This window comes from Clostridium sp. AF29-8BH, from assembly GCF_003478145.1.
Classification (GTDB): Bacteria; Bacillota; Clostridia; order Lachnospirales; family Lachnospiraceae; genus Otoolea; species Otoolea fessa.
Genome location: NZ_QUEL01000020.1, coordinates 1 through 22,720, shown reverse-complemented (window position 1 = coordinate 22,720; position 22,720 = coordinate 1). Strand labels below are relative to the sequence as shown.

Here is a 22,720-nt window from a genome sequence, read left to right as displayed (position 1 = left end):
CTGCTTCGCATGGCTGTTCGTTCGTTAATGGCGCAAGAAAAGAATATGTCTGCTTCGCAGCCGCATTCTTTTCTCCTGCGCTCATTATATTTTTTCATGAATACAGCTGTAAACACATTGGAATTTCATTTTGACTCGGCTTCATAAGGTATTTAGATAGAAGCCGCAATCAATCAAACTTCGACCTAAATGTTCTTTTTACTGTCTGTCTTTCCCATCCCACACACCATTTTCATCTACATAGTAGCCGTCCGGTGTCAGACGTCCGACATACAGGATGCCTTTTCTTCCGTCTGAGGTCGGGTGGAAATAGTGCCATTTTCCGTCAATCAGGACCCAGCCGGTCTGCATGCCGTGTTCCGGATCGAGGTAGAACCAGCCGCCATAGTCTTCGTCGCGCATCCAGCCGGTCTTGATATAGCCGCTTTCATCGAACGCCCACCAGTTGCCGTTTACCTGCTCCCATGCATATGCAATGCCATTTGTACCGCGTTTTTCTGCCTTCGGGTAGCTGCTGTCTGCGAAGCGGAGCCACCAGCCGTGTTCATCCTGCATCCAGTGACTCTTTCCGTCATTGACAGTGCTGTTGGCAGTTCCTGTGAGAATACCTGTGATGCTGTTGGTTCTTCCCCTCACCGGATCCTGCCTGGTCGCTCCGCTGCCGGAAGACTTGTCACGTCCGGAGGAAGAGCTCTGGCTGCCTGATTGGTCTGGCTTGTCGGAGTTATCTGGCTTGTCGGAGTCTTCTGGCTTATCCTCTGCCGGTGGAGCTACCTTACTGATTTCAAATGCAACGGATGCCGGAGCTGTTGTGTTGTATCTGGATTCCCACGTATCAAATTCACCAAAATCAAACTCGGCTTTGATTGCGTGGGTGCCTACAAATGATTCTCCCGGCTTCGTCCACTTAAGTACAGCGGTTCCATCTTCCCCTACCGAAACTATATCTGCATCCGGATTTTCATTATCATAGAAATGAACATAACCCTGCAGCTTGTCCTGGTAAACTCCCTGTACTCTGGCAATGATGTCGAAATCTTCTTTCTCTGTTCCGAGAATTCCTTTCGCAAGCTGTACTCCGGTCGTCCGGTTCACAGCTGTTAAGGTAAGAGTGGGGGTTCCTTTTTCAATGGTTATGGTTCCCTCTGCCGGTGTGCTTGTACCGAGATAATTCGTTCCCTTTGCCATGGTGATGCTTACCTTTGCAGAACCGGTTCCTTTGATGGTCACCTGTCCCTGTGCATCCACGGTGAGAACCTTTTCATCGGAGCTTTCATATTTCAGAGCTCCATCTCCCTCTACATTCACACCTGTCAAGGAAAAGCTGTCGTCTCCATAGGTTTTTTCTCCGGTCCATGCTTGCGAATCGATTGAAACCGAACCCTGTATCTGATGGATGGTTCCGGTCTGGGCTGGATATATGATACGGTAATTCTGCAGATTCACTGCACTCTCGCCTGTCTCAACCTTTGCCTCTGAGGAATCAATGGTTACCGTCTTATCGATTCCGGCATTGGCATCTTCAAAGCGTCCTTTGAGACCGCTTATGGTATAGTTCTGACCCGGAGTTCCTATCGCTACCGTCGCCGCTAATGCGATGTCGGTATTTTCGTCATAAGGCTTTTCAATAGGTGTCGTAACAACTGCGGTTAACTCTTTCGGAGATATCTCCGGAATCACACTTCTTTTCAAACTATTTCCATACTGCCCTTCCGATGCTCCTCCGGGCTAAATTCTACCTGATATGCAGTGGTTCCCTTTACCTCCGGATAAATGGAGGAAGCTTGCGTTCCTTTCTGCTCCTTACTGAAGCTCCATTCTCCAGAAACCTCCGTTCCTCTAGAATTAACAACCCGAAATCCCTCTGCCAGCTGTACCGGAATCTCTGAAAGTGTCTGTCCATAGGTTCCATTCGCTTCAAAGGATACGTCGCCAGCGGGACCTTGGAACCGTAAGATATCCGGCGTTGTCACAGATAAGCGATCAGCCGACTTCGATGCAAAACTGTTGTCTGTTGCTTTCACACGAAGGGTTATATAATAGGTGTTAGCCGGCTTCCGATTCTTAAACCAAGTCCCTGACTGCCACTGAAGCTCGCCATCCACGGATTCTGAAATTCCGTACTCACAACCGGAAACGGCCGTCCCAGCCTTAATAAGGTAGCTGTCTTTCGTTACATTTGTTATCTGTATCGGATCCGGTTTTGCCGGTCTTACCGGAATCGTTATTGCGGCTGCTTCGCCTGCTGTGGAACCTGCGGCTGCCTTTCGCACATACAGGGTAATCTCTCTCGCATTCTCCGGCTGATTGTCCAGAATTTTCGTCAGAGAAGCTTCGCCTCCTGCCGGGATCTTTGTCCAAGTTGCAGAATTCTCGGATTCCGCATATTCGAGCTCATACAGAGCCGTATTTTTCAGGACTTCCCTTTGATAATCAATAGAAGTCTGTTCACGCTCCAATACATTCTCATCTTTACCTGCCTCAACCTTTCCGGTAAATTCCACACCGCCAAAGGAGGCTTTCACTGCCTCCGAAGCCGGAAGGTACATATAGAGCTTTCCGCTGGAATCTGTCCGGACATCCTGAAAGCCGTAGGAGCTTTCTTCAATACTTGCATCTCCAACCAGTGTATTATTATCATAGATACCGGTCAGATCCGCTGTGGTGTAATAAACCGGGGTACCGTTCCCATCTTTTATTGTATTATTCTTCTGCCACGTTTTGCCTACCTGCTCCCAGCCATAAATGATCGGTCGCGGTATATATCCATCCGCCTCCTTCAAACAGATCGTTCCACCCGTAATCGTCACATCAGTTTGTACCTGTGTATTACTACTTTCTCCCATCCCAATATGTGCTACTTTCCTATACCCTGTCGTTTTTTTATCCAGACATATGGTACCACCGTCAATCAGCACCTTCGACGAACTATCCAAACCACTTCCGATGCAGGCTCCCCGTTCAGAATAAGCTGTAATCATTCCGCCATGAATCTCAATCTCTGCAGTTATCGCCGGTTTACTACGGGCATATCCAATACCACTTCCAATTCCGGCACCGTTCTCCGAGCTTGCATTCACCGTTCCGCCTTCTATCACGATTTTACCGGTTCTTTCCTGGCTATCAGCACTTCCTGTTCCGATTCCGGCACCCCAACTACCTTTTGCAGTTACAACTCCTCCGCTAATCCGTATTTCTTCTACACTTTTTCCTGCCGAAGCACCGATGGCAGCTCCCCTAGGATTGTAATCCGTCATTTTTGCAATTACAGTTCCCCCCTTGATGTGAATGATTCCTGTATCCTGTCCTACATTTCCTCCAATTGCTGCACCCGTCTTGCTTACCTTTGTGTTATTGAGCACCTCTATGGAGCCCTGCTGTTCCGGTTCACTGTCAATCGTAAGCTTCGCACCTTTTGCCACGCTGATGCCGGCAGGTGAAGATGAAGATTTCCCTGATTTATTAATCAAAATCTTGTTTTCCCCTTCCAGATAGGTAGTCACATGGGACGCTCCGTTTATCTGAATCGGTGCGATAGCCTCTGCCGGTGTAATCGTAAGGTTCCTTAATACGAGCTTTAATTCCTCGGAAGCTGGGGTATTCACAGAGAGATGATAATTCTCTACTTTCCCAGATGAAGTGATCCGATAGCATTTATCATAGGACTGGTCTATTAGCCTTGCTGTAACCACCTTGCCGGAATCATCTGTTTTAGAATATGAAATTGCCAACTGACCATTTTCCTCGGAAAAAGATATATTTCCAAGGGACAGATCCAGCTCTCCCTCCAACGCCTCTGCATCATTTAATATGATGATATCCGTTCCTGCATCCTCTGCCTTTACCGTTCCGCTGTCTATAGTAAATCTTCCACCGGAGCTGCCTAATTCTCTGATGCCTGTATTTATCAAAAACCGGTAATTTCCGGCCGGAAGATATGCCAGAGCATATGCATGATTGCCTGCTGCTTCATCAATTGTCAGCTTCCCGTCAAAGGCAAACTGGCCTTTGTCCTGCTTTAAATCCACCGAAGCTTCTGAAGCAGCTCCAGCCAGCCGTTCGGCTGTCAGGGATACATTCTCTGCCGCCTGCACCTTTGATGAGTAGAAGTGGAACCGGACAGGATACAGGGATTCTCCGATGGTAAGGGAAAGATTCGTTTCCTTCTCTGACTTCATCGAGAGGGATCCGGTTACTGTAAAGCTATTCGTATTTTCTCCTTCTTCCTGTACCTGAACCGATACCGGAATCTCTCCGGACAGAGGCGTATACCAGCTGACTTTACCAGTCTTTATCTGATAACCGGAAGCTTTTTGAGATAAATAGGTTACTACATCCGGTGCAGCGCCGCCTTCACTTGCTTCTTCCCCGATTTGAACCGTCAGTGTATAATTCTTATCGTCCCTCAAACGGCCATCATGGATGGTCAGATCCATTGCCTTCTGGTAAGCGGCTTTTCCCAGCGTGACGGAGATGGTTTCATCCTTTCCTTTGTTTAGAACAACGCTTCCCTCCATCGTCTTAACTGTCCCGCCACCGGAAGGCTCCAGCGCTACAACCATCTGCATATTTCCGGAATAGCCCATCCACTGGGTTATATCCGGTATCGTTCCCCTGAATCCTGAGACGGTCATCTGAGTGCTTTTTTCATAAACCGGATTTTTTCTCTCTGTATCATTTTTCCAATACAGGGCTATGTCAGCCTGATAGGTTTCATTTTGTAGCTGGTTATCATAAGCGGTGATCTGGAATGTTTTTTTCCCGTAGGTACATTCTTCTCCTCGGGGCGCAATCTTGCTTTCAAGCGGCAGCTCCAGCTGCACCTCCTCGGAAATAGTGACACTGCCGCCTTCCATTCCATTTCCATCAAGAGGCCATAACTCTCCATAACCAATATTTCCACCCGTTACCTTCACAGATCCACTTAATATCTGGATATCGCCACAGGATAATTTTAAATCAGTCACTCCATTCCATCCGCTGCCGATGGCAGCTCCCAGATATTCTGATTTTTCATTCTTATAAAAAGATACGGCTATATTGGGAGCTTCGTCTTTCCTCCCGTCGATCACGATCGTGTCTACACTTCCACCCATTCCGCCTCCGATTCCAGCTCCTGTCTGCCTTCCTCCTTTTGCGGTTATCGTTCCACCCAGTATTTTAATGGTTCCGCCGATTCCATAGCGACCGGTTCCGATTCCGGCTCCTCCATGATAATCCCTCGAATAGGAAACCCAATAAGCTCCACCTTCAGCTTCGATAGTTCCGCCCTTGATTATAATCGTTCCTGTCCTACAGTTATTATCTGCACCTTCGTCACTTGCTGTTCCTTTTCCTCCGATACCGGCGGCCCCATAGGCACCTCCCACTGCCTTCAGGCTTCCGGTACTATTCTCCGTAATAACCAGTGTTGCTCCTTTTCCCACCTCAATTCCGGCTCCCTCATCCAGTCCCACAAGTGTATTGGTTCCTTCTAAGGTCAGATTCAGCTGGGCATTGCCTTTCAAGTAAATACCGGCCAGATTCCATCCTCTGGCTCCACCAGATTGGATCGTTACATTTTTAATCGTCAGATCGACCGTAACATTATCAATTATGATGCCGCCCTTGATGTCTGTATAAGTGGCCTCCGGTCGATTGGTAGGGCAATATCTGCCGGTTATGGTTTTTCCGTTAAACTCATTTTTGTTAGCACTATTAATGAGTAGCGGCTCATTATTCAGATCATACTCCTCGCCTGCCAGAGTCATCAGCTGCATCTCTCCTACGAGAACGCAGATTTCCGGAGCTCTGCTTCCTCTCCCATCGGATATTCCTCCGGCAGAACCGGTGTGTAGACATAGGCACAGCCGTTGTAGTCCTGATTTGCCTCCTCATAGCCCGCCCAGGTCTTCGTCGAAGTCTCGACCGGCTCTCCGTCCTCGTCAAATTCTTCGAAATAGTCTTTTTCGGAAATGCCGCCGTGAAACTCCGGAAGATCACTCTGCTCTTCGTCCAGTTTCCAGGTTATGCCTGAAATCTGCCAGACTGCCGTTTCCGCATCTGTATCTTTCTCTGTGCCCTTATCCACTGCTTTCACCAGATGCACATTCTGGCTGTCTTCCGCCAGCGTTTCATCCGCCTCTTCCACCTCAACCTCCAGTATATCCGGCAGGATGATATCGCTTTCTTTGGCACCCAGAGGAAGCTTCTGCACCGCAACTGTCTCATCTAACTCCGAAAATCCGATGATTGCCGGACCTTTTTCTTCTGGCAGCACCGTCACCTCGATGCTTGGCAAAAAGCCGGTATCCAGTTCATAGCGGCTGCTTTTCAATTCCGCATCAAACACATAGGTACCCGGTGTTTCTCCGTCGTATGTATCTTTCTCACTGAAGGTCTCATCCAGAACCCAGCGGACCTTTACTTCCTTCCAGTTTTTATCGGTTTTCGTCCCGTCCGCATCGGATGGGGATGCTTTCTGCTCAGTGTCATCCACCCCCCCTATTTCCGATTTTTCTGTAGCATCTGCCTCAGATGGGGATGCTTTCCGAACTGTACCATCTGTTTCAGATGAAGAAAGCGTCTGAGACTTTTTTTCTGTTTCCACTTTACCGTCTCCGCTTTGAAGCTCCGACGGCGTAGCAATCTTTTCTGCACCGTCTTCTTCATCCGATGCTTCTTCTGCCAAAACCCGCACCTTCAGCTTGTCCGGCAGCTCCAGATCCTTATATTTCGTTCCATACAAAACCTCCTGATGCAGGATTTCATCCGAAAGCTCCTTCACTTCCTCGATATACTGCACCGAACTGCCTGCCAGCACCTGCGGGTGCCAGTCACAGGTATTCCATATCATCACCGCCGCCAGCGCCGCTGCCAGGGCACGCTTATATTTCTTTTTCATGCTGTTTTCCTCCATTTATTCTGAGCGAATTTTTCTATTTCAGTCTGTTTCCCACTTGAACAAAATACTTTTTCTTCCGATCCAGCAGCTTTCGCTGCACGCCGCCAGAAGTTCTTCTAATTCTTCTTTTTTCGTCGGAAATACCCCGAATGCAGTCACATGGATCCGCCAGGATTCAAGGGCATTGTCCCGGTCGGAAAGCCAGATCAAGGACGCCGCCGGGTTGTTTTCCCGGATTTTTTCTACGATTTCCGCTCCCTGTCTGCCCTGGACGGACGCCAGCATAATGAGGTAGGGATTCCCCTTTACAAAGTGCAGATATGCGTCCAGATCGCTGATATACGTGTGAATCATCGGCCATCTGCGGTTTTCAGTCAATATTTCACGCAGCATTTTTTCCAGTCCTTCAATGTCGGTCGGTTTTTCTCCATATATCACTACCCGTACCATATCCCACCTGCCTTTTTTGATTTGTTACATTTCACACACAGCTACTTTGATTTTTCTGTAACGATATTTCATTTACATTTCGGGTCATAACTTTTATACTATAAACATACCAAATGAGCGATTTACTGAAAACCACATCGACGCAAACGGTCAAACCTCGACCTAAATGGTCACGGTTTTGAATAAAGGAGGCGGTTGAGCTTTGATGCATTTTGCGATTGTTGAAGATTTGAAGATAGATCAGAATCATCTGATTCATTTGATACAGGAGAACTTGGAGAAGCATGGGGAAACGGCGCACTTTGACTGCTACGAGAGCGGCGAGGCGTTTCTGGAAGCGTTCCGCCCGGGACTTTTTAATGCGGTTTTTATGGATATTATGCTGGACCGGAACGGGCGCAATGGCATTGACACGGCGCTGGAGCTTCGCAAGAGCGCGCAACGTCTCCCGATCGTTTTCACCACATCGGAACGCGATTATTCGCTGCAGGGCTACCGTGCCCATCCGCTTGATTATCTCTTAAAACCGGTTGAGGAAAAGGCGCTTGCCTGGTGTCTCGATGAGATCCGGACATTTCTCGCCGCGCCTGCCTACATCGAAATTCAGGCGGCGCTCGGACGGGGACAGGCATCCACGCAACGGATTCTGCTTGATGATTTTCTGTATGCGGAGACGCAGAACCACCGGCTGATCATCCACACCAGTTCCGGTGACACCGCCACACGGATTTCTTTTTCGGAGCTAATGTCGCTGCTCCCGAAGGGCAGACGTTTTTACATGAGCGGACGCGGGCTGCTTATCAATTTTTCACAGGTTGCCTCGGTGGACGAGGACGGTTCTGTCCATCTGAAAAACGGCAGCTGCTTTTTCTGCAGCCGCCGGAAGAAAAAAGAGACAAAAGAAGCATTTGCAACCTACTTATTTGACACATTGCGGAAGGGAGGTACTCTATGAACTGGTCTGTGTTTGGCAAGGCATTTCTCTGTGAAACAGTCTATTCCATTCCTTTTTTTATTTTATCGATTCTGCCATTTAAAAAGCAGCTGCGATTTCCGATCAAAATCCTGATTCTGTTCATTTTTATCGGTCAGCTGCTCCAGTCCTCCCTGTATACCTACCTGATCAGCCACGGTAAACCGACCCGCGTCACCGACACGGTATTTGCCCTCGTTTCCCTGGCGATCTATTTTTTATGTGTGAAGGCTAATTTCTGGAAACTTCTGTTTCTGGGAGACTTCATCCTGAATTATTTTGTCACGGTCCGCGGCATCTGTTTCTTTCTGGAAAGCCGTCTATTTTACGATCCCAGCATTACCTATTATTCACTCCGTGATGAAAGCCTGCTGCTCATCTCGATTCTTCTGCTTCTGACGCTCCCGCTCGGGCTCAAATTTATGAAAAATGCCACGGAACGCGTTTTTCAGGTAGACAGCTCCGCATTCTGGCAGAAAGTCTGGTTTATTCCATTTTCATGTACCCTGATTATCTGCGCTTATAACTTTGATCTAAACATTGATACTGTCCGCAAGTTCCGTTTTATCCTCACGCGGCTCTGGCTTTTTGCTATGACGATTCTTATCTACTATGTCCTTTTGGAAGCGCTCAATGCTGTCCGACAGCAGGCGCAGCTGGAAGAACGCGCGGCGCAGCAGGACACGCTCCTGGCGATGCAGTACACACAGTATCAGCAGCTTTCCCGCCACATCGAAGAGGTGCGGGAGGCGCGCCACGACCTGCGCCAGCACTTAAATCTCATCGAACATTACCTGCAAAGCGGGAAAACGGAGGATCTGAAGACCTACATCGAACAATACCGTATGACGCTTCCGCCGGACACCGCGCGGACCTGGTGTGAAAATTATGCGGTCAACACGATTATCAGCTATTACGGCGAGGAGGCGCGCAAGGCGTCGGTCGATTTTTCGGTCCGCATCCAGCTTCCGCCATCTCTCCCGCTGCGTGAGCCGGAGCTCTGCTCGATCTTCGGCAATCTTCTGGAAAATGCCCTCGACGCCTGTCGGGAATGTACGGACAGCGCGCCGTTTATCCGTATCTGCGCTCAGGAGGATGCCAGTCACATCGTGATCGCCGTTGACAACACCTGCTGCCATCCGCCGATCGAGGAAAATGGGCGGTTCCGCTCGACCAAACATGACGGGTTCGGCACGGGAACCGCCTCCATCCGTTCGATCGCTGAGCGGTACCAGGGCCTGGTGGATTTCCGGTATGAGGACGGGATCTTTTATGCATCGGTAATGTTAAACTTTGATGCTAAACCTTCATGCGCCTAGCAGTCAGGTGTGCCCCACAATGAAAGCTCTGGCAGGCGCATTTGGCATCCCTGAATCCATGCCGCCTAATCGGCGGCAGAATTTTCATAGTAAAATTTCTCACGGAAATCTTTGAAAAAAGATTGACTTTCATCGTGTCAGGACGCATAATATAAATAATAATCATTATCAATATTATTTATAAGGATTGGAGTGTCGCTTATGAAAACCTTAAAATACAGCCGTCAGCGCGAATCGATCAAAGCCTGCCTGATGAGCCGGAAGGATCATCCGACCGCCGACGCCCTTTACACCAGCATCCGGGAACAGTTTCCGAATATCAGCCTTGGAACCGTTTACCGCAATTTAAACCTGTTAGTTGAGCTGGGCGAGATCCGGAAGCTGTCCTGCGGCGACGGCACGGATCATTTCGATTATGATACATCCCCACATTACCACTACGTCTGCCGCCAGTGCGGACGGGTCATGGATATTCCGATGGAAGCAACCAAGGAGCTGGAGACAGCCGCCAAAGAATTTGTGCCGGGAACGATCGACGACCATACCGTGTTTTTCTATGGGATATGCGATGAGTGTCTGAAAGGGAAAAAACACTAATAAGAATTATTTCTATTTTTCCATTGACAAACACAGGGATCTATGATATCTTAATATCAGTAATCATTACTGATTTCATTCAAGCTAAATAAACGATTTCGTTTTAAAAGCTCCTATGAAACAGAATGGTTGCAAGCAACTTTACTATCTATTTATTGTTTCTATAAAACACGAAATTAAAAATTTATTTTAGAAAAGGAGAATTGACTATGAAGAAATTTGTCTGTACAGTATGTGGTTACGTATACGAGGGTGAGGCTGCTCCGGAGAAATGTCCAGTATGCGGCGCTCCGGCTTCCAAGTTCAAAGAGCAGTCCGGCGAGATGACATGGGCAGCTGAGCACGTAGTTGGTGTGGCACAGGGTGTCAGCGAGGATATTCTCGAAGATTTAAGAGCTAACTATGAAGGCGAGTGCAGAGAAGTTGGTATGTACCTGGCGATGGCACGTGTAGCTCACAGAGAGGGCTATCCGGAGATCGGTCTGTACTGGGAGAAGGCAGCTTACGAAGAGGCTGAGCACGCTGCTAAGTTTGCAGAGCTTCTCGGCGAGGTTGTAACTGATTCCACCAAGAAGAACCTGGAGATGCGTGTAGAGGCTGAGCACGGCGCAACCGAAGGCAAATTTGACCTTGCAAAACGTGCGAAAGCTGCTAACCTGGATGCAATCCATGACACCGTTCATGAGATGGCTCGTGACGAGGCTAGACATGGCAAGGCATTTGAGGGTCTGTTAAAGAGATACTTCAACTAATCTGAGTGAATGAATGGACAGCGCATTACGGCGCTGGTGAATAAAAGAGAACGGATGAGGGCGTATGAAAATGGAAAATTCCTTTTTCACACGCCCTGTTTATTTTATGCAGATTTGTTTTATGTCTCTGTTCAAAAAGACGCCAAAATCTTATCTACCGTCTCCTTCTCCATCTCCCCAATCGGAATCATCTCCGCCGGCACGTCCTCATATGGCAGCAGCGCTTTCTCATACCAGGTAACATCGTGCCATTTTCCGCTCTTATAACCGGTATTTTTGCACACTCCCATCGTCCGGAATCCGCATCCGTTATGCATCGCATCGCTCTTCACATTCGGACTTGTCACCAGACTGTAGACTGTGTGGACGCCCTGTGCCTTTAAAAGCTCTAAAAGCACCAGAAGCATCCGTTTGCCGATGCCCTTCGACGTCACCCGACTGTCCAGATATTCAGAAAGTTCCACATTCCAACGGTACGCCGCGCGCTCAAGCTGCTTATGCCCATATGCATAGCCAATGATTCTGCCCGTTTCATCCTCGCAGACAATCCACGGATATTCTGCCGTGATCGCCCGGATGCGCCCCTCAAATTCCTCCAGGGACGGCAGCTCCGTCTCAAACGTGATCGGCGTGTCCATATATTGTGCATAAATTTCCAGTATCGCAGGTGCATCGGCGATAGCAGCCAGACGCAGGCGGCAGGATGTATGGTCCATAAACTGGTTCCTCCCTATCATTTTCGGTCATTTTTCCTTTACAGGCAACTATATATGATTCTTCCCGTTTCGTCAACTATTCGCAACCGGATTCATGCCTGCCCGTGAACTCCCTCAATCCACCAGCTCATTCTGATGCCTCGACAAATGCTCATACGGCAGAATCAGCCGCCCCCGGTACAGCCCGCAGCCGTCATTGACTAGGTCATTGTTGATCGCCGAAAACATATTGACATCCACTTCAGCTAAATTGAGAGATACCAGGCGCTGGCAGCGTTCATATGCCTCATCAAAATAAATACATGCACCTTCCGGTATCTCATCCCGCCTGGCCCGCTCGCCCTCCTGGCGCTTTTCATAGCTTAAATGATTGGCCACGCCGATCTCCGCGATATCGTCCATGTGCTTTGTGCGAAGCTGTACCTCCACATAACTTCTGGAACAATTATCGTAAAACGTAATATGCAGAGACTGGTAATCATCCGAACTATTTCCGCAGACATAATCACGGTAGTACGGCCTTACCTCCTCATCCATCAACGGGGAGGTACTCTCCTTCACCCCGTAAGCCGGTTCCGCCGTAAACCCGCGTTCCTCCAGAAATCCCGGAAGTTCATTCGCAATCTGGTAGAGGTACCGGATATCTGCCTCCTGCTGCGATTCCCCCGGTTTCAGGTAACACTTCGGCAGTGAAATCACGATCCGGTACGCAATCAGGTCGCGGAAACAGCTCAATCTCTGCTTCAAATCGGAGATCGACGGAAATGCCTTATGTTCTGTATAACAGTCATAAATATATTCGACGATATATCCATTAAATTTCGCCTCCGAGCGGATCAGCGACTTGATTCTTCCCTTAAAGTTAAATGCCAGAAGCGGATATTCCTTTGCCATATGAATATAAAATTCCCGGATCTTCTGTGACTGGGTCGTCAGGAAATCATTGTGTTCCAAAAGCTCCCGGATCTGAATCAGAAAATTTGCATGTATCAGGTCTATCTCATTGTTTGTCTGTTTTGCCTCCGCTTTCAAATCCCGGCTGTAATTCTTTAAAATCTTAAACATCGTATCGCCGGAATACAGATAATCGTTTAAGGTCACCATGGTCCTCACCTCCCTGCTTCAGCAAAAAAGGGACGGTGCATAGGATAACAATGCCCCAGATGCACCAGCCCCCTCATTTATAAAATAGAGCTATTTATTTTCCGTAAACCTTCTTGATCCGCTCCATTGCCTCTTTTGTATTCGCAGTCGTACCAAATGCAGTCAGACGGAAGAATCCTTCTCCATTCTTACCAAATCCGCTGCCCGGTGTGCCGACCACATTTGCCTTGGCAAGCAGATCGTCGAAAAACTCCCAGGATTTCATGCCGTTCGGGCACTGCATCCAGATATATGGTGAATTTTCGCCGCCGATGTGCCAGATGCCAAGCTCTTTTAAGGTCTCGGTCATGATCTTCGCATTGGTGCGGTATACATCCAGGTGCTCGCGGCACTGTGCCATGCCCTCCGGTGAAAGAGCTGCCTCCGCGGCGCGCTGTACCGGGTAGGAAACGCCGTTAAACTTGGTGGTCTGGCGGCGCAGCCACATCTTGCGGATGGAAGAGCCACCGCGCTCTAATTCAGACGGAACCACGGTATAGCCACAGCGTGTTCCGGTAAAGCTTGCCAGCTTCGAAAGGGAGCAGAACTCGATCGCGCAGGTCTTGGCGCCCTCAATCTCAAAAATACTTCTCGGAAGCGCCGGATCTGCTACGAAGGACTCATACGCCGCATCAAATAAAAGAATCGCATCCTGCTCGTTCGCATAGTCAACCCACTCTTTTAACTGCTCACGGTTGTACACACCGCCAGTCGGGTTGTTCGGGGAGCAGAGATAAATAATATCCGCTTTCTGCCCCTTCGGAGGCATCGGAAGAAAGCCATTTTCCACATTGGCATCCATAAATACGATCTTTCTGCCTGCCATCACGTTCGTATCCATGTAAACCGGGTATACCGGATCCGGGATCAGGACCGTGTTGTCCGCATCAAAGAGATCGAGGATATTTCCGACATCACTCTTCGCGCCGTCGCTGATGAATATATCCTCCGCCGCCACCTCAACCTGGAAGGACGCATAATACTTCTGAACTGCTACGCGCAGAAAATCATATCCCTGCTCCGGACCATATCCATGGAACGTAGCCGCCTTGCCCTGCTCCATAGCTGCTTTTGCAAATGCGTCAGCTGCTTTCTGGCAGATCGGAAGGGTTACGTCACCGATACCCATTTTGATTACTTTTGCCTCTGGATGGGCTTTGGTGTACTCATCTACTTTTTTAGCGATGGTGGAAAACAGATAGCTTTCTTCCAGATTTTTATAGTTTTCGTTGATCTTCATACTTTATTTTCTCCATATTTTAAGAATTTTTTTCCTTTACCTCCAGAGCCGCTTTCACAAACTCCCGGAAGATCGGATGTGCGCGGTTCGGGCGGCTCTTGAACTCCGGATGGTACTGAACTCCCAGATAGAACGGATGTCCCGGAATCTCCATCGCCTCTACCAGCGTACCATCCGGAGACTGTCCGGAAAAGATAGCGCCATGCTCCATATAAACTTCCCGGAACTTGTTGTTAAATTCATAACGATGGCGATGTCTCTCTTCGATCAGACCTTTTCCATACGCTTTCATCATCAGCGTATCCGGACTGATGCGGCACGGATATGCACCCAGACGCATCGTTCCGCCCATGTCAGCCAGATCCATCTGCTCTTCCATCAGGGCAATGACCGGATGCTTGCTGTCCGGCGCAAATTCGGTTGAGTTCGCATCCTCATAGCCTAACACGCCTCTGGCAAATGCGATCGCCGCGATCTGCATACCAAGGCAAATGCCAAAGTACGGGATATTGTTTCTTCTCGCATAATCAGCTGCCGCAATCATGCCCTCGATGCCTCGGATGCCGAAGCCGCCCGGCACGATGATACCGGTTGAACCGCCCAGGATTTCCGGTGCCGTCTCCGGGGTGATCGTCTCGCTATCTACCCAGTTGATCTCCACCTGCGCGCCATTTTCCCATCCGGCATGGTGCAGGGATTCTACGATCGACAGATAGGAGTCGTGCAGTTTGACGTACTTGCCGACCAGGGAAATCTTGACCGTCTTGCGGCTGTTCTTGATGCGGTCCAGCATATGTTTCCACTCCGTCAGATCGCACTCCTGCGGCGCTTTCTCGATGCCCAGCTCGCGAAGCACGATCTTGGCAAGTCCTGCTTCCTCCAGCATGATCGGTGCCTCGTAGAGAACCGGAAGGGTCAGGTTCTCGATGACGCAGTCCTCTTTGACGTTGCAGAACAGTGCGATCTTGCGGAAAATGGACGGATCGTCCACCGGACGGTCACAGCGCGCCACGATGATATCCGGCATGATGCCGAAGGACTGCAGCTGTTTGACTGAATGCTGGGTCGGTTTAGATTTATGCTCGCCGGAAGATTCCAGATACGGAATCAGGGTTACATGGATGAAGAGGCAGTTGCTGCGTCCCGCCTCGCAGGACACCTGGCGGATGGCTTCCAGGAACGGCTGTGACTCAATATCGCCGGTCGTTCCGCCGATCTCTGTGATAACGATGTCCGCATCGGTCTTTTCCTGCACGGAATAGATAAATGATTTTATCTCATTTGTGATATGTGGAATCACCTGTACCGTCTCGCCCAGATATTCGCCGCGGCGCTCTTTATTTAGCACATTCCAGTAGACCTTACCGGTCGTCAGATTAGAATAACGGTTTAAATCTTCATCTATAAAACGCTCATAATGTCCCAAATCCAGATCCGTCTCCGCACCGTCGTTTGTTACGAATACTTCGCCGTGCTGATACGGGCTCATGGTTCCCGGATCGACGTTGATATATGGATCCAGCTTCTGCGCTGCTACCTTAAATCCTCGTGCCTTCAGAAGACGTCCCAGAGACGCTGCTGTAATACCTTTCCCCAATCCCGATACAACACCGCCTGTCACAAAAATAAATTTTGCCATCTGCTTTTCCTCCTCTTCCTTTCTTTGAAATTAATCCACTTTTTCCGTCATATATGATTCTGTCAGATTTTGCCTTCACAAAAGATTTCAGCCTGCACGGATTCCGCAACCCTCAAAACGCAGAATCCATGCAGACCATCGTTCTTTTTAGTCGTTCTCATGCTCCTGAAGCACATAACCCGGAATCTGGATTTCTTCCGGTTTTTCCATCTGGCTCAACTCTTTTCTAGCCGCTGCACCATGTGCAATGTGCGCGATATCTACCAGTTCAACGTTGTCCTCGTTGTACTTGCTTTCCAGTGTCAGCGCCAGGACAGCCGCGGTATCAAGCGATGTCAGGCACGGAATACCAAGCTCGACTGCCTTTCTTCTCAGGCGGACACTGTCGCGTCCCGGCTGGCGTCCCGTCTTGGAAGTGGAAATTACATAGCTGATCTTTCCTTCTTCCAGCAGGGAAATGGTCGTCTCCTCTCCCTCTTTGGCTTCCTTCGGCTTCTTGACTAACGTTGAAGAAATGCCGACGCTGTTTAACCGGCTTGCAGTACCGGAGGTCGCGTAGATGTGGAATCCCATCGCCACATACTCTTTAACCAGCTCGCGCAGGTCGCTCTTATCGGTATCGCGGACACTGATTAAGACGCCGCCCTCGCGCTTCATCGTATATCCGGCTGCTACCAGGCCTTTGAACAGCGCTTCCTCCATCGTCCGGGCGATACCCAGTACCTCGCCGGTTGATTTCATTTCCGGTCCGAGCTGTGTGTCTACGTTGGACAGCTTCTCAAAGGAGAAGACCGGAACCTTGACTGCGTAGTACGGAGAGCACGGATACAGGCCTGTCTCGTAGCCCATGTCAGCCAGCTTCTCGCCCATCATGATGCGGGTTGCCAGATCAACCATCGGCACGCCGGTTACCTTGCTGATGTACGGCACGGTACGGGACGAACGCGGGTTGACCTCGATGATATAGATCGTATCCTCATGCAGGACATACTGGATATTGATCAGGCCTTTCGTATTCATGGACAGCGCCAGACGGATGGAATAGTCCACCAGACGGTCTTTCTGGCTCTCGGTCAGCATAAATGCCGGATATACCGCGATGGAGTCACCGGAATGGACACCCGCACGCTCGATGTGCTCCATGATACCCGGAATCAGAACCGTTTCGCCGTCGCAGATCGCGTCGACCTCCAGCTCGGTACCCATCAGGTATTTATCAATCAGGATCGCATTCTCAATCTTGTGTGAGAGAATAATCTTCATATACTCATGAATATCGGCGTCGTTGTACGCGATAATCATGTTTTGTCCGCCTAATACATAGCTCGGACGCATCAGAACCGGATAGCCCAGATGATTTGCCGCCTGGATTGCCTCATCCTCAGTGTAAACGGTCTGACCCGCTGCCTGTTTCATATTTAATTTTTTCAGCAGGGCTGCGAAACGTCCGCGATCCTCCGCCATATCGATGCTGTCTGCCGGAGTGCCGAGAACCGGAATATTGTTCTCTACAAGGCATTTTGTCAGACGGATCGCTGTCTGTCCGCCAAAGGCCACAACTGCGCCGATCGGCTTCTCGATCCGGATAATATCCAGCACATCCTCCGGTGTCAGCGGCTCAAAATACAGACGGTCTGCTACGTTGAAGTCGGTGGAAACGGTCTCCGGGTTGTTATTTACGATGACAACCTCATAACCGGCTCTCTTTAACGACCATACGCAGTGAACAGAGGCGAAATCGAACTCGATACCCTGACCGATACGGATCGGACCGGAACCAAATACCATAACAACCGGTTTTCCGCTTGCATTCTCTTTAATAAATTCTTCTGCCTCATCTTCCTCGCCGAAGGTGCTGTAGAAGTAAGGGGTACTTGCCGTAAACTCAGCGCTGCAGGTATCAACCATGCGGTAGCATGCCGGAACATGCTTGATTTCCGAAAGCCCGGTCATCTCCTTGATGACTGCATCCGGGAATCCGTTCTGTTTGGCTTCCATATAAAGCGCATCGCTCAGCGTCTCAGACTGCATCCGGCGTTCCAGGGACAGGATATGCATCAGTTTATTTAAGAACCACTCGTCGATCTTGGTCAGCTCATGAATCTCGGCAACGGTCACGCCGCGCTTGAAGCTCTCATAGATTGCAAACAGACGTTCGTCATCCTGCGCCAGAATTTTTTCTCTCAGCTCTTCCACACTCATCGGCGCCAGTTTCTTCATGTTCAGGCTGTTCTGGGAGATCTCCGCGCCGCGGACTGCCTTCATGAGCGCCTGCTCAAAGTTGCGGCCGATCGCCATAACCTCGCCGGTTGCCTTCATCTGAGTACCCAGCTTCCGGCGTCCGTAAACGAATTTATCAAATGGCCATTTCGGGAATTTAACCGTTACATAGTCAAGGGCCGGCTCGAAGCATGCCATCGTCTCGCCGGTTACCTCGTTCGGGATCTCGTCCAGATGATAACCGATCGCAATCTTGGTTGCCACGCGGGCAATCGGATATCCGGTTGCTTTCGAAGCAAGGGCGGAAGAACGGGATACACGCGGGTTTACCTCGATAACGGCATATTCAAAGCTCTCCGGATTCAGCGCAAACTGGCAGTTGCAGCCGCCCTCGATGCCCATCGCCTGGATAATATTCAGCGCTGCAGAACGAAGCATCTGGTATTCCTTATCCGCCAGCGTCACAGCCGGTGCGATAACAATGGAGTCGCCGGTGTGGACGCCGACCGGGTCAAAGTTTTCCATCGAGCAGACCGTAATCTCGTTGCCGATGGCATCGCGCATTACCTCAAACTCGATCTCCTTCCATCCGGAAATACATTTCTCAACCAGAATCTGATTGATCGGTGACAGGCGGATACCCGCCTCCGCGATGTTGTAAAGCTCTTCTTTATTTGCCGCAATACCGCCGCCGGTACCGCCCAGGGTAAAGGCCGGACGCACGATAACCGGGTAAGAAATAACCTCGGCAAAATCAAGCGCATCCTCGATGGTGGTGACAACCTTGGACGGAATGACCGGCTCACCGATAGCTTCCATCGTATCTTTAAAGCACTGGCGGTCCTCCGCCTTATCGATGGTCTCCGGGGACGCGCCGAGAAGCGTTACATTGTGGCTCTTTAAGAAACCTTCTTTGGCAAGCTCCATGGACAGTGTCAGTCCGGTCTGTCCGCCCAGGGTGGACAGGATGCTGTCAGGCTTCTCTTTTTCAATGATTCTCTTGACAAATTCCAGGGTCAGCGGCTCGATGTATACGTGATCCGCAATGGCGCTGTCCGTCATGATGGTTGCCGGGTTGGAGTTTACTAAAACGACCTCCAGACCTTCCTCTTTTAAAGCCCGGCACGCCTGCGTTCCTGCATAGTCAAACTCTGCCGCCTGACCGATGACGATAGGGCCGGAACCGATTACCATAACTTTTTTCAGGGATTTATTTAACGGCATGACGCGCCCTCCTTTTTCTTATAATCTCTCATCATCTGAATGAAACGCCCAAACAGCTCTTCCGTATCCTTCGGACCTGCACACGCCTCTGGATGGAACTGGACGGTAAATGCCGGCATATCGTGGTAGGTGATGCCCTCGCAGGTGCCGTCGTTGACATTGATAAATGTCTCCTCCGCGCCCTCCGGCAGCGTATCGCGCAGTACCTCATAGCCGTGGTTCTGGCTGCTGATGTAGACGCGTCCGGTCGTCAGATCCTTGACCGGCTGGTTCGCACCTCTGTGACCGAATTTCATCTTTCCAGTCTTCGCGCCCTTGGCAATCGCCAGCAGCTGGTGTCCCAGGCAGATGCCGAACATCGGTTTTCCAGCCTTCGTAATCTTTCGGATCTCCTCGATGATCTCCGGGTTGTCCTCTGGGTTGCCTGGACCGTTGGAAAGCATGATTCCGTCCGGATTCATCGCCAGAATCTCCTCCGCCGTCGTACCTGCCGGAAGGTCAGCCACGCGGCATCCGCGCCTGGTCAGCTCGCGGATGATATTTTCCTTTGCGCCGAAATCCCAGAGCACAATCTGGAACTCTTCTTTCTCATCCGCCGGTTTGATCTCACATTTCTTTGGTGTAACGGTTTCAACTGCCTTTGTAATGTGGAAGTTTTTCACTTCCTCCAGCTTTTTCGCATCATACGGCGGCTTCACCTCGGTCAGCCAGCCGTTCATCGAACCGGATTCACGAATGGTTTTTGCCAGCTTTCTTGTATCGATTCCATAGACGCCTGGAATGTTTCTTTCTTTAAAAAAGGTGTCAAGATCCCCACTGCATCTGAAGTTGGAAGGTTCCTGACACCACTCTTTTACGATATAGGCTGATAAATATACCTCTTCATTCTCGAAGTCCTGCGGAATCACTCCGTAGTTTCCGATTAACGGAAATGTCTGAACGACAATCTGTCCAAAATAGCTGGGATCTGTGATCGTCTCAAGGTATCCTGTCATACCGGTTGTGAATACGACTTCTCCGGTCACTTCACGTAAAGGAGCGCCAAAGCTTTTTCCCTCAAAATAGTCGCCGTTTTCCAACAGAAGATATACCGGTTTCTCCATCTGGTCACCATTCCTTTCTCTCTCGTACCCCGCCTGTGAATAGCTTCATGCAGGCAGTTTACTTTTTCATTCTCAATAGCCTCACATTTGAGCAAATCTGTTTTTCCTCAGATGCGTTTTTTGCATCATTACAGACGTATTTTATAAATTGTCTGATTCTGCAACAAAGGCGTCCATGAGCAGAGCCCATGAACGCCTTTGTTCATTTTCTGAAAGATTATAGCATAGGTAGGTTCTATGCGTCAAGAGGTTTTTTATTCATTTTCGGATGGTTTATGCATGATTTATGCATTTTTATGCATTTAACATGTAGAATCTTGTCGGTTCTGGGTAAATAAAGCCCTTGTCTGATCCGCGTTATTTCCTTATAATAGGGATGAATGAAACTGACTTGGAGGTATTTTCATGGATAAAATTACAAGCTTCACCATTGACCATCTGAAACTGCTCCCTGGCGTCTATGTGTCCCGCAAGGATCGCGTGGGCGATCAGGTCATCACTACCTTTGATATCCGCATGACACGCCCCAACTATGAGCCAGTCATGAATACGGCGGAGGTTCACACCATCGAGCACCTGGCTGCCACCTGGCTGCGAAATAACGAGGAGTGGAAAGACCGCGTCCTCTACTTCGGACCGATGGGCTGCCGCACCGGCTTTTACCTGCTTCTCGCAGGCAACCTGACATCCGAGGAGATCGTGCCGCTGATGAAAGCGCTCTTTACTTTCATGCGCGACTACAAAGACGAGGTTCCGGGTGCTTGTGCAAAAGATTGCGGCAACTACCTCGATATGAACCTGCCGATGGCAAACTGGCTGGCTGACCGCTTTCTGCGCGAAGTCTTAGATGGAATTGGTCCGGAGAGACTGGTTTATCCGGAATAAAAGACAAGAATAGCAGGCGGTATGTTTTGAAACACAAAACCCCCCAGATGCTGCAGCATCTGAGGGGTTTTATTCTATTATTTTCTATTTTTCCTATTTTCTTGCATCCGCAGCCGCTGCATGTCCAAATAATCCTTCTCCATGCGCCATACGCGATACAAGCGGTGCGATCCGCGCGGATGCCTCCGGGGTCATGCTCTGGTGGGTACAGGTCTTTAAGAATGTACCAACCCAGACGCCGCCGGTATAACGTGCCGCCCGAAGAGTCGGAAGTGTATGGTTGGTTCCGGAAGCATAATCACCAAATACCTCCGCCGTATTCTGGCCGATAAACAGGGAACCGTAATTAACCAGCTTCGGAATCAGTGCATCCGGATCTTCCACGTTGATCTCCAGATGCTCCGGTGCATACTCATTCGCATACTGAACTGCCTCGTCCAGGCTGTCTACCACACCGATCTCTCCAAACGTATCCCAGGACTGTCTCGCAATCTTTGCCGTATCCAGAATCTTCAGCTCTTCCTCTACCGCCTCAATCACGCTCTTTCCAAATGCCTCATCGGTTGTCAGAAGAATGCCTTTCGCATTGACATCATGCTCGGACTGTGCCAGCAGATCTGCCGCTACCACCTTCGCGCTCGCTTTTCCGTCCGCGATTACCAGGACCTCGCTCGGTCCGGCTACAAAGTCGATGCCGACCTGCCCGTAGCACTGACGTTTCGCCTCGGTTACGAAGCGGTTACCCGGCCCTACAATAATATCCACCGGCTTGATGCTCTCAGTTCCATAGGAAAATGCTGCGATCGCCTGTGCACCGCCCAGTGCGTAGATCTCATCCACGCCAGCCAGATCCATCGCTACCAGCGTCTTGGCATTGATATGACCCGTTCCCCGCACTACCGGAGAGCAGGCGGTGATACGTTTTACACCCGCTGCCTTCGCCGGAGTCGCTAACATCAGCGCCGTCGAATACAGCGGATAATTGCCGCCCGGCACATAACAGCAGCAGGACTCCACCGGAATGATGCGGTGTCCTAAAAAGACTCCCGGCTCCGGGCTGAAATTGTCAAGCGGTTTCACGGTCTGTCTCTGCGCGTTCGCAAATGCCTCGATATTGTGATGCGCCGCTTTCAGATCCGCCAGCTCCTGCTCGCCCAGCTCCTTATAAGCCGCATCAATCTCCTCCCGGCTGACCCGCAGCGATTCACGGTACATCCGTCAAACTTCTCATTGTACTCCCTCAGAGCCGCGTCCCCGCGCCCCCGGACCTCACCAATAATCCCCGCCACGGTCTCTCGCAGATTCCGATTATCTTCCTCGCTTCGAACCTGTGCTTCTTTTATAATCTTGATCATACGTTCTGCCTCTCTGTATAAGTTTTATCATTTTTTCCAAGTATACCACAAGTCTTTTTATTTTGCGATACAAAATAAACCTATCCAGCACATCTGAAACCAGAACGTTACCGTACACGGGTAGGCACTTTTGGAACCGAAAGTGCCGTAAGAAAACGTGGTGGCAGCAGGAATTTGCCGTATTTAAATGCGAAGCCACGGCAAATTCCGTTACTGGGCAC

At 49.8% G+C, this 22,720-nt stretch carries 17 protein-coding genes; 5 read left to right on the top strand and 12 right to left on the bottom strand.

Annotated features, from left to right (window positions below; translation table 11 throughout):
* Positions 1-198 precede the first annotated feature (198 nt).
* From DWZ16_RS11690 to DWZ16_RS11675, 4 genes are read right to left on the bottom strand one after another with little or no spacing between them, the layout of a single operon-like run.
* On the bottom strand, positions 199-1,692 hold the full coding sequence (locus tag DWZ16_RS11690) for a YDG domain-containing protein (protein ID WP_118522906.1): 1,494 nt from the start codon (positions 1,690-1,692) through the stop codon (positions 199-201).
* Positions 1,689-5,759 carry a hypothetical protein gene (locus tag DWZ16_RS11685; RefSeq protein ID WP_118522905.1) on the bottom strand — a complete coding sequence of 1,357 codons (4,071 nt, stop codon included), beginning with the start codon at positions 5,757-5,759 and terminating at the stop codon, positions 1,689-1,691. Before DWZ16_RS11685 ends, DWZ16_RS11690 begins: the two co-directional genes overlap by 4 nt.
* 5 nt (positions 5,760-5,764) lie before the next feature.
* On the bottom strand, positions 5,765-6,883 hold the full coding sequence (locus DWZ16_RS11680) for a hypothetical protein (protein ID WP_118522904.1): 1,119 nt from the start codon (positions 6,881-6,883) through the stop codon (positions 5,765-5,767).
* A gap of 39 nt (positions 6,884-6,922) precedes the next feature.
* Positions 6,923-7,333, bottom strand: a complete 411-nt coding sequence (locus tag DWZ16_RS11675) for a hypothetical protein (RefSeq protein WP_118522903.1) — start codon at positions 7,331-7,333, stop codon at positions 6,923-6,925.
* Between the two features lie 205 nt (positions 7,334-7,538).
* On the opposite strand from DWZ16_RS11675, the gene DWZ16_RS11670 reads away from it, so the two are divergent.
* The 4 genes from DWZ16_RS11670 (at position 7,539) to DWZ16_RS11655 (ending at position 10,974) form a co-directional block, all read left to right on the top strand.
* Positions 7,539-8,288 carry a LytR/AlgR family response regulator transcription factor gene (locus DWZ16_RS11670; protein WP_118522902.1) on the top strand — a complete coding sequence of 250 codons (750 nt, stop codon included), beginning with the start codon at positions 7,539-7,541 and terminating at the stop codon, positions 8,286-8,288.
* Entirely contained in the window at positions 8,285-9,625 is a 1,341-nt protein-coding gene (locus DWZ16_RS11665) for a sensor histidine kinase (RefSeq protein WP_118522901.1), read from the top strand. Before DWZ16_RS11670 ends, DWZ16_RS11665 begins: the two co-directional genes overlap by 4 nt.
* Positions 9,626-9,826: 201 nt before the next feature.
* The gene (locus DWZ16_RS11660) at positions 9,827-10,222 is read left to right on the top strand and encodes a transcriptional repressor (protein ID WP_118522900.1); all 396 of its coding nucleotides are present in this window, start codon (positions 9,827-9,829) and stop codon (positions 10,220-10,222) included.
* Positions 10,223-10,431: 209 nt separating this feature from the next.
* A complete protein-coding gene (locus DWZ16_RS11655) occupies positions 10,432-10,974 on the top strand; it encodes an NADH peroxidase (protein ID WP_107000650.1) in 543 nt (180 codons plus the stop codon).
* 131 nt (positions 10,975-11,105) lie between these two features.
* Here DWZ16_RS11655 and DWZ16_RS11650 read toward each other — a convergent pair whose 3' ends face one another.
* The 6 genes from DWZ16_RS11650 to DWZ16_RS11625 form a co-directional block, all read right to left on the bottom strand.
* Positions 11,106-11,690 carry a GNAT family N-acetyltransferase gene (locus tag DWZ16_RS11650; RefSeq protein ID WP_118522899.1) on the bottom strand — a complete coding sequence of 195 codons (585 nt, stop codon included), beginning with the start codon at positions 11,688-11,690 and terminating at the stop codon, positions 11,106-11,108.
* Positions 11,691-11,804: 114 nt separating this feature from the next.
* The gene (locus DWZ16_RS11645; protein WP_118522898.1) at positions 11,805-12,794 is read right to left on the bottom strand and encodes a guanosine polyphosphate pyrophosphohydrolase; all 990 of its coding nucleotides are present in this window, start codon (positions 12,792-12,794) and stop codon (positions 11,805-11,807) included.
* Positions 12,795-12,888: 94 nt separating this feature from the next.
* Positions 12,889-14,073 (bottom strand): LL-diaminopimelate aminotransferase, encoded by a 1,185-nt coding sequence (locus DWZ16_RS11640; RefSeq protein WP_107000653.1) that lies wholly within the window; start codon positions 14,071-14,073, stop codon positions 12,889-12,891.
* 19 nt (positions 14,074-14,092) lie between these two features.
* Complete coding sequence (locus DWZ16_RS11635; protein ID WP_107000654.1) at positions 14,093-15,712, bottom strand: CTP synthase; 1,620 nt, start codon at positions 15,710-15,712, stop codon at positions 14,093-14,095.
* A gap of 147 nt (positions 15,713-15,859) precedes the next feature.
* Positions 15,860-19,156: a carbamoyl-phosphate synthase large subunit gene (gene carB, locus DWZ16_RS11630; RefSeq protein ID WP_118491737.1), complete on the bottom strand. Its 3,297-nt coding sequence runs from the start codon at positions 19,154-19,156 to the stop codon at positions 15,860-15,862.
* A complete protein-coding gene (locus DWZ16_RS11625; protein ID WP_118522897.1) occupies positions 19,147-20,259 on the bottom strand; it encodes a carbamoyl phosphate synthase small subunit in 1,113 nt (370 codons plus the stop codon). Before DWZ16_RS11625 ends, carB begins: the two co-directional genes overlap by 10 nt.
* Before the next feature lie 405 nt (positions 20,260-20,664).
* Between DWZ16_RS11625 and DWZ16_RS11620 the strand changes: the two genes are divergently transcribed.
* Positions 20,665-21,144, top strand: coding sequence for an S-ribosylhomocysteine lyase (locus DWZ16_RS11620; protein WP_118522896.1), 480 nt, complete (start codon positions 20,665-20,667; stop codon positions 21,142-21,144).
* A 93-nt stretch (positions 21,145-21,237) separates the two neighbouring features.
* On the opposite strand, the gene hisD is transcribed toward DWZ16_RS11620, so the two are convergent.
* A complete protein-coding gene (hisD, locus tag DWZ16_RS11615; RefSeq protein ID WP_412694339.1) occupies positions 21,238-22,359 on the bottom strand; it encodes a histidinol dehydrogenase in 1,122 nt (373 codons plus the stop codon).
* Positions 22,275-22,499 (bottom strand): histidinol dehydrogenase, encoded by a 225-nt coding sequence (locus DWZ16_RS16945; protein WP_412693799.1) that lies wholly within the window; start codon positions 22,497-22,499, stop codon positions 22,275-22,277. Before DWZ16_RS16945 ends, hisD begins: the two co-directional genes overlap by 85 nt.
* Positions 22,500-22,720 lie beyond the last annotated feature (221 nt).

Coding starts and splice junctions, on each gene's coding strand:
- DWZ16_RS11685 (WP_118522905.1), bottom strand. CDS start 5,759: ATGCAGCTGATGACTCTGGCAGGCGAGGAGTATGATCTGAATAATGAG.
- DWZ16_RS11680 (WP_118522904.1), bottom strand. CDS start 6,883: ATGAAAAAGAAATATAAGCGTGCCCTGGCAGCGGCGCTGGCGGCGGTG.
- DWZ16_RS11675 (WP_118522903.1), bottom strand. CDS start 7,333: ATGGTACGGGTAGTGATATATGGAGAAAAACCGACCGACATTGAAGGA.
- DWZ16_RS11670 (WP_118522902.1), top strand. CDS start 7,539: ATGCATTTTGCGATTGTTGAAGATTTGAAGATAGATCAGAATCATCTG.
- DWZ16_RS11665 (WP_118522901.1), top strand. CDS start 8,285: ATGAACTGGTCTGTGTTTGGCAAGGCATTTCTCTGTGAAACAGTCTAT.
- DWZ16_RS11660 (WP_118522900.1), top strand. CDS start 9,827: ATGAAAACCTTAAAATACAGCCGTCAGCGCGAATCGATCAAAGCCTGC.
- DWZ16_RS11655 (WP_107000650.1), top strand. CDS start 10,432: ATGAAGAAATTTGTCTGTACAGTATGTGGTTACGTATACGAGGGTGAG.
- DWZ16_RS11650 (WP_118522899.1), bottom strand. CDS start 11,690: ATGGACCATACATCCTGCCGCCTGCGTCTGGCTGCTATCGCCGATGCA.
- DWZ16_RS11645 (WP_118522898.1), bottom strand. CDS start 12,794: ATGGTGACCTTAAACGATTATCTGTATTCCGGCGATACGATGTTTAAG.
- DWZ16_RS11640 (WP_107000653.1), bottom strand. CDS start 14,073: ATGAAGATCAACGAAAACTATAAAAATCTGGAAGAAAGCTATCTGTTT.
- DWZ16_RS11635 (WP_107000654.1), bottom strand. CDS start 15,712: ATGGCAAAATTTATTTTTGTGACAGGCGGTGTTGTATCGGGATTGGGG.
- carB (WP_118491737.1), bottom strand. CDS start 19,156: ATGCCGTTAAATAAATCCCTGAAAAAAGTTATGGTAATCGGTTCCGGC.
- DWZ16_RS11625 (WP_118522897.1), bottom strand. CDS start 20,259: ATGGAGAAACCGGTATATCTTCTGTTGGAAAACGGCGACTATTTTGAG.
- DWZ16_RS11620 (WP_118522896.1), top strand. CDS start 20,665: ATGGATAAAATTACAAGCTTCACCATTGACCATCTGAAACTGCTCCCT.
- hisD (WP_412694339.1), bottom strand. CDS start 22,359: ATGTACCGTGAATCGCTGCGGGTCAGCCGGGAGGAGATTGATGCGGCT.
- DWZ16_RS16945 (WP_412693799.1), bottom strand. CDS start 22,499: ATGATCAAGATTATAAAAGAAGCACAGGTTCGAAGCGAGGAAGATAAT.